At 65.6% G+C, this 7,484-nt stretch carries 7 protein-coding genes; all 7 read left to right on the top strand.

All coding sequences use genetic code 11. The features are described 5' to 3' along the window. Positions 1–802 (top strand): NAD(P) transhydrogenase subunit alpha (locus QZH66_RS14140; RefSeq protein WP_305806580.1); only part of this gene is annotated, 802 nt, incomplete at its 5' end. Positions 803–1,130: 328 nt separating this feature from the next. Next, the gene (locus tag QZH66_RS14135; protein ID WP_305806579.1) at positions 1,131–1,466 is read left to right on the top strand and encodes an NAD(P) transhydrogenase subunit alpha; all 336 of its coding nucleotides are present in this window, start codon (positions 1,131–1,133) and stop codon (positions 1,464–1,466) included. Continuing rightward, positions 1,463–2,890 (top strand): NAD(P)(+) transhydrogenase (Re/Si-specific) subunit beta, encoded by a 1,428-nt coding sequence (locus tag QZH66_RS14130; protein WP_305806578.1) that lies wholly within the window; start codon positions 1,463–1,465, stop codon positions 2,888–2,890. Before QZH66_RS14135 ends, QZH66_RS14130 begins: the two co-directional genes overlap by 4 nt. Before the next feature lie 109 nt (positions 2,891–2,999). Then, complete coding sequence (locus QZH66_RS14125; RefSeq protein WP_305806577.1) at positions 3,000–4,679, top strand: long-chain-fatty-acid--CoA ligase; 1,680 nt, start codon at positions 3,000–3,002, stop codon at positions 4,677–4,679. A 97-nt stretch (positions 4,680–4,776) separates the two neighbouring features. After that, positions 4,777–5,787 carry an ABC transporter permease subunit gene (locus QZH66_RS14120; protein ID WP_305806576.1) on the top strand — a complete coding sequence of 337 codons (1,011 nt, stop codon included), beginning with the start codon at positions 4,777–4,779 and terminating at the stop codon, positions 5,785–5,787. 55 nt (positions 5,788–5,842) lie between these two features. After that, on the top strand, positions 5,843–6,706 hold the full coding sequence (locus QZH66_RS14115) for an ABC transporter permease subunit (RefSeq protein WP_305806575.1): 864 nt from the start codon (positions 5,843–5,845) through the stop codon (positions 6,704–6,706). Between the two features lie 5 nt (positions 6,707–6,711). Beyond that, positions 6,712–7,484 (top strand): ABC transporter ATP-binding protein (locus QZH66_RS14110; protein ID WP_305806574.1); only part of this gene is annotated, 773 nt, incomplete at its 3' end.

Below are 7,484 nucleotides of genomic sequence, written 5' to 3'. Positions count from 1 at the left end.
GCAGGCCGGCCTGAGCGCCTATGCGCTGGAGGCCGCGCCGCGCACCTCGCGCGCGCAGAGCATGGACGTGCTGAGCTCGCAGGCCAACATCGCCGGCTACAAGGCGGTGATGATGGCCGCCGACAAATACCAGCGCATCTTCCCCATGCTGATGACCGCTGCCGGTACCGTCAAGGCCGCGCGCGTGGTGATCCTGGGGGTAGGGGTGGCCGGCCTGCAGGCCATCGCCACGGCCAAGCGCCTGGGTGCGGTGATCGAGGCTTCCGATGTGCGCCCCAGCGTCAAGGAGCAGGTCGAGTCGTTGGGCGCCAAGTTCATCGACGTGCCCTACGAAACCCAGGAGGAAAAAGAAGCCGCCGAAGGCGTGGGTGGCTACGCCCGGCCGATGCCGCAAAGCTGGCTGGACCGCCAGAAAACCGAGGTGGCCAAGCGCGTGGCGGCGGCTGACATCGTCATCACCACCGCACTGATTCCGGGCCGCGCGGCGCCGGTGCTCGTCACCGAAGACATGGTCAAGGCCATGAAGCCCGGCTCGATCATCGTCGATCTGGCCGCCATCCAGGGCGGCAACTGTCCGTTGACAGAAGCCAATGCCGTGGTGACCAAGCACGGCGTCACCCTGGTCGGTGAAACCAACCTGCCTGCGCTGGTGGCGGCCGATGCCTCGGCCCTGTATGCGCGCAACGTGCTCGACTTCCTGAAGCTGGTGATCGACAAGGACGGCGCGCTGCAGGTGGATCTGAATGACGACATCGTGGCGGCGTGTCTGGTCACGCACCAGGGAACGGTGAGGCGCGCATGAGGATCGTTGCAGCCATCCACAGTGTTTCCGGCAGCCGGCCGCCCCAGGGTGGATCTGGCGCCGCTCGGTGGCGCAAGCTTTCCGCCGCCGATNCGCTGCAGGTGGATCTGAATGACGACATCGTGGCGGCGTGTCTGGTCACGCACCAGGGAACGGTGAGGCGCGCATGAGGATCGTTGCAGCCATCCAAAGTGTTTCCGGCAGCCGGCCGCCCCAGGGTGGATCTGGCGCCGCTCGGTGGCGCAAGCTTTCCGCCGCCGATTGCCAGGCTTGGCGGCACGCGCGACACGCCTCCCTCCCCGATCATTGGCCAAACTAAGGAGCAGCCATGGACATGGTTTCCCCCACCATCATCAATCTCATCATCTTCGTGCTGGCCATCTATGTCGGCTACCACGTGGTCTGGACCGTCACGCCCGCGCTGCACACGCCGCTCATGGCGGTGACCAACGCGATCTCGGCCATCGTCATCGTGGGCGCCATGCTGGCAGCCGCGCTGACAGACACGCCCCTGGGCAAGACCATGGGCGTGCTGGCGGTGGCGCTCGCCGCCGTCAACATCTTCGGCGGTTTTCTGGTGACACGCCGGATGCTGGAGATGTTCCGGAAAAAAGAGAAAAAAGTGCCCGCTGCTGCGGCCGCCGATGCAGGAGCCGCCAAATGAGCATGAATCTCGTCACGCTGCTGTATCTGGTGGCTTCCGTCTGCTTCATCCAGGCGCTCAAGGGCCTGTCTCACCCCACCAGCTCGATCCGCGGCAACCTGTTCGGCATGCTTGGCATGGCCATCGCCGCGCTGACCACGGCGGCGCTGATCGTCGAAATTTCGGGTGGCAAGGTCGGGGGGCTGGCCTGGGTGCTGCTCGGCCTGGTGGTCGGCGGGGGCTATGGCGCCTGGCGCGCCAAGACGGTCGAGATGACCAAGATGCCCGAGCTGGTCGCCTTCTTCCACAGCATGATCGGTCTGGCTGCGGTGTTCATCGCCGTGGCGGCCGTGGTCGAGCCCTACGCTTTTGGCATTGCGGCCAAGGGCAGCCCGATTCCCGCCGGCAACCGGCTGGAGCTGTTCCTCGGCGCGGCCATCGGCGCCATCACCTTCAGTGGCTCGGTGATTGCCTTCGGCAAGCTCTCGGGCACCTACAAGTTCCGCCTGTTCCAGGGTGCGCCGGTGCAGTTCTCCGGCCAGCACCTGCTCAACCTGGTGCTGGGCCTGGCCACGGTGGGCCTGGGGCTGGTGTTCATGGCCACCGAGAACTGGACGGCCTTCTTCGCCATGCTGGCGCTGGCCTTCGTGCTCGGCGTGCTCATCATCATCCCCATCGGCGGCGCCGACATGCCGGTGGTGGTGTCGATGCTCAACAGCTATTCGGGCTGGGCGGCAGCCGGCATTGGCTTCAGCCTCAACAACAGCATGCTGATCATCGCCGGCTCGCTGGTGGGCAGCTCGGGCGCGATCCTGAGCTACATCATGTGCAAGGCCATGAACCGCTCGTTCTTCAATGTGATCCTGGGTGGCTTCGGTGGCGAGGCCAGCACCGCTGCGGCGGGCGGCGCGCAGGCGCAGCGGCCCGTCAAGAGTGGCAGTGCCGATGACGCCGCCTTCGTGCTCGGCAACGCCGAGACCGTGGTCATCGTGCCGGGCTACGGCCTGGCGGTGGCGCGTGCGCAGCACGCAGTCAAGGAACTGGCGCAGAAGCTCACCGACAAGGGCATTACCGTCAAATACGCCATCCACCCCGTCGCGGGCCGCATGCCGGGCCACATGAACGTGCTGCTGGCCGAGGCCGAGGTGCCCTACGACCAGGTGTTCGAGATGGAAGACATCAACGGCGAATTCGGCCAGGTCGACGTAGCCATCATCCTCGGCGCCAACGACGTGGTGAACCCGGCCGCGCACACCAAGGGCAGTCCGATCTACGGCATGCCGATCCTGGAGGCCTACAAGGCCAAGACCGTGATCGTCAACAAGCGCTCGATGGCTTCGGGCTATGCGGGCCTGGACAACGAGCTGTTCTACATGGACAAGACCATGATGGTGTTCGGCGATGCCAAGAAGGTGGTCGAGGAGATGGTCAAGGCCATTGAATAGCCGGACTCGCTGGAAGCACGCAGCCCTAGGGAAACTACAAACATACTGGACTGGTGCCTGCCTCGACAATCGCCGGTTCGATTGCAACAAGAAGTATGGAGAGACAAGAATGATCGATCGCCCCTGGCTGGCCGCCTATCCGCAGGGCGTGCCTGCCGATATCGACCCTGCGCAATACCCGTCCCTGGTGGCCTTGATGGACGAAGCGTTTCGCCGCCATGCCGCGCGCGTTGCCTACAGCTTCATGGGCAAGGAGGTGACGTTTGCGCAAACCGATGCGCTGAGTCGCGCCATGGCGGCGTATCTGCAGGGGCTGGGCCTGGTCAAGGGCGATCGCGTGGCCCTCATGATGCCCAATGTGCCGCAGTATCCGGTCACGGTGGCGGCGGTGCTGCGCGCGGGCTTTGTGGTGGTCAACGTCAACCCGCTCTACACGCCGCGCGAACTGGAGCACCAGCTCAAGGATTCTGGCGCCAAGGCCATCGTCATCATCGAAAACTTCGCCAGCACCCTGCAGCAGTGCATTGCACAAACGGCCGTCAAGCATGTGGTGCTGTGCGCCATGGGCGACCAGCTGGGCCTGCTCAAGGGGGCGCTGGTCAACTACGTGGTGCGCAACGTCAAGAAGATGGTGCCGGCCTACAACCTGCCGGGCGCCGTGCGCTTCAATGACGCCATTGCGCAGGGCAGGCGCGGCACGCTCAAGCAGCCCGACATCAAGCCTGACGACATCGCACTGCTGCAGTACACCGGCGGCACCACCGGGGTGAGCAAGGGCGCGGTGCTGCTGCACCGCAACGTGATCGCCAATGTGCTGCAGTCCGAGGCGTGGAACCAGCCTGCGATGGGCAAGGTGCCCGAGGGCGAGCAGCCCACCAGCATCTGCGCCCTGCCGCTGTACCACATCTTCGCCTTCACGGTGAACATGATGCTGAGCATGCGCACCGGGGGCAAGAGCATCCTGATCCCCAATCCGCGCGACTTGTCGGCGGTGCTCAAGGAGCTGTCCAAGCACAGGTTCCACAGCTTCCCGGCGGTGAACACGCTGTTCAATGGCCTGGCCAACCACCCCGACTTCAACACCGTCAACTGGAAGAACCTCAAGGTTTCCGTGGGCGGCGGCATGGCGGTGCGGGGCGCCGTCGCCAAGCTGTGGCTGGAGAAGACCGGCTGCCCCATCTGCGAGGGCTACGGCCTGTCGGAGACCAGCCCCTCGGCCAGCTGCAACCCGGTGACCGCCAAGGAATTCACCGGCACCATCGGCGTGCCCCTGCCCAGCACCTACATGAAGCTGCTCGACGATGAGGGCCGCGAGGTGACCACGCCGGGCCAGCCGGGCGAAATCGCCATCAAGGGCCCGCAGGTCATGGCCGGCTACTGGCAGCGCCCCGACGAAACCGCCAAGGCCATGACCGAAGACGGCTACTTCAAGTCCGGCGACATCGGCGTGGTGGACGAGCGCGGCTACTTCAAGATCGTGGACCGCAAGAAGGACATGGTGCTGGTCAGCGGCTTCAACGTCTATCCGAATGAGGTCGAAGACGTGGTGGCCGGCTGCCCGGGCGTGCTCGAATGCGCGGTGGTCGGTGTTCCCGACGAGAAGACGGGCGAGGCCGTCAAGCTCGTCATCGTCAAGAAATCCGACGACCTGACCGAGGCCCAGGTGCGCGAGTTCTGCCGCACCAACCTCACGGGCTACAAGCAGCCCAAGGTGATCGAATTCCGCACCGAACTGCCCAAGACTCCGGTCGGGAAAATCCTGCGCCGCGAACTGCGCGACAAAAAATAGCCGCTGCCTTGAGAGGGGTCAAAAGGGCTTGCCGCGAGGGCTCTTTTGGCGAAAACCCCTAGGCGGAAGGAGCCCGATTCTCGGGCATCATCCATCGATGCTGCGCTTTTTGTTCACGCGCGTCAGCCTGCTCATTCCGACCTTTTTCGGCATGACCTTGCTGGCGTTTTTTTTGATCCGTCTGGTTCCCGGCGACCCCATAGAAACCATGGCGGGCGAGCGCGGCATCGATGCCGCGCGCCATGCCGCCCTGCTGGTCGAGTACGGGCTCGACAAGCCCGTGCTCACGCAGTACGGCATCTATATTGGCCGCGTGCTGCAGGGCGACCTGGGCAAATCCATCATCACCCAGGTGCCGGTGCTCGACGAGTTCCTGACGCTGTTTCCGGCCACCATCGAGCTGGCTGTCTGCGCCATTCTGTTCGCGCTGCTGCTGGGCATACCGGCGGGCATCATCGCCGCCGTGAAGCGCAATTCGTGGTTCGACCATGGCGTGATGACGGTCTCGCTGACTGGCTATTCGATGCCGATTTTCTGGTGGGGCCTGCTGCTCATCATGTTTTTTTCGGTGCAGCTCGGGCTCACGCCGGTGTCGGGCCGGATGGACGTGATGCACTACATCGAGCCGGTCACGGGCTTCCTGCTGCTCGATGCGCTGATGGCGGGCGAAACCGAGGCGTTCTTCTCGGCGCTCAAGCACCTGGTCCTGCCGGCCATCGTGCTGGGCACCAACCCGCTGGCGGTGGTGGCGCGCATGACGCGCTCGGCCATGCTCGAAGTGCTGGGCGAGGACTACATCCGCACCGCGCGCGCCAAGGGCCTGTCGGGCTTTCGCGTGGTGGCCCTGCATGCGCTGCGCAACGCGCTGATCCCGGTGGTCACCGTGATCGGGCTGCAGGTCGGCGTGCTGTTCACCGGCGCCATCCTGACCGAAACCATCTTCTCCTGGCCCGGTGTCGGCAAGTGGCTGATCGAGGCCATCAACCGGCGCGACTATCCGGTGCTGCAGGGCGGCATGCTGTTGCTGGGCAGCGTGGTGATGCTGGTCAACCTGCTGGTCGATGTGACCTACGGCATCATCAATCCGCGCATCCGCGCCAGCCGCTGAAGGTGCTGACCCCATGGCTTTGACGACTCTTGCTCGGGGCGCAGCAGCGCCCCCCGTGCCACCCGGCCCGCTGCGCGAATTCTGGCGTGCCTTCTCTGCCAACAAGGGCGCGGTGTTCGGCCTCGTGGTGGTGTGCGCCTTGCTGCTGATGGCGCTGTTTGCGCCGCTGATCGCGCCGCACGCTCCCGACCAGACGAACAGCGCGGCTTTTCTGAAGCCGCCGTTCTGGCAGGCCGGCGGCTCCAGCACTTACCTGCTGGGTACCGACGCCATCGGGCGCGACATTCTTTCGCGCCTGATCCATGGCTCGCGGCTGTCGCTGTCCATCGGCGCGGCGGTGGTGCTGATCGCGCTCGCCCTGGGCGTGAGCCTGGGGCTGGTGGCGGGCTTCTACCGCGGCATCCTGGAGGTGGCGATCATGCGCCTCATGGACATCATCCTGACGCTGCCCAGCCTGCTGCTGGCCATCGTGATCGTGGCCATTCTCGGCCCCGGCCTGATCAACGCCATGCTGGCCGTGGCCGTGGTGGTGCTGCCGCACTATGTGCGCATCACGCGCGCCGCCGTCATCAGCGAGGTGTCCAAGGACTATGTGACGGCCGCGCGCATCAGCGGCGCCGGCACGCTGCGCCTGATGTTCAGCGAGGTGCTGCCCAACTGCGCGGCGCCGCTCATCGTGCAGGCTTCGCTGGGCGTGTCCACGGCCATTCTGGACGCGGCCGCGCTGGGCTTTCTGGGCCTGGGTGCGCAGCCGCCCTCGCCCGAGTGGGGCACCATGCTGGCCGATGCGCGCGAGTTCGTCATGCGCGCCTGGTGGGTCGTGACCCTGCCGGGGCTGATGATCGTGATCGCGGTGCTGGCTTTCAACTTGCTCGGCGACGGCTTGCGCGATGCGCTCGACCCCAAGCTCAAACGGTGAACGCGATGGCATTGCTTGAAATAGACAACCTGCACGTAGCGTTCCCCACCCAGGGCGCCGTGATGCACGCCGTGGACGGCGTCAGCCTGCGCCTGGAAGAGGGCGAGGTGCTGGGCATCGTGGGCGAATCGGGTTCGGGCAAGAGCGTCACCATGATGGCGCTGATGGGCCTGATCGGCTTCCCGGGCCGCGTGCGCGCCGAGCAGCTGCGTTTTGCCGGCCACGACCTGCTCGGCCTGTCCGACCGGCAGCGCCGCAGCCTGGTCGGCAAGGACGTGGCGATGATCTTCCAGGACCCGACCACCAGCCTGAACCCCTGCTTCACCGTCGGCTTCCAGCTCATGGAGGTGCTGCGCCTGCACCTGAAGATGGACCGGGCAGCGGCCCGCAGGCGCGCCACCGAACTGCTCGAGCAGGTCGGCATTCCTTCGGCCAGCGCGCGCCTGAGCGACTACCCGCACCAGATGTCGGGCGGCATGAACCAGCGCGTGATGATCGCCATGGCCATTGCCTGCAACCCGCGCCTGCTGATCGCCGACGAGCCGACCACGGCGCTGGACGTGACCATCCAGGCGCAAATCCTCGACCTGCTGCGCAACCTGCAAAAAGAGCGCGGCATGGCGCTGGTGCTGATCACGCACAACATGGGCGTGGTGCAGGAGATGGCACAGCGCGTGGCCGTGATGTACGCCGGCCAGGTGGTGGAGCAAAGCGCCGTGGCCGCGCTGTTTGCCGCGCCCCAGCACCCCTACACCGAGGCCCTGCTGGCCGCCATGCC

Origin of the sequence: Stenotrophomonas sp. YIM B06876 (assembly GCF_030711595.1) — a bacterium.
Taxonomy (GTDB): Bacteria; Pseudomonadota; Gammaproteobacteria; order Xanthomonadales; family Xanthomonadaceae; genus Stenotrophomonas.
This window is presented reverse-complemented; position numbering and strand designations above follow the sequence as displayed.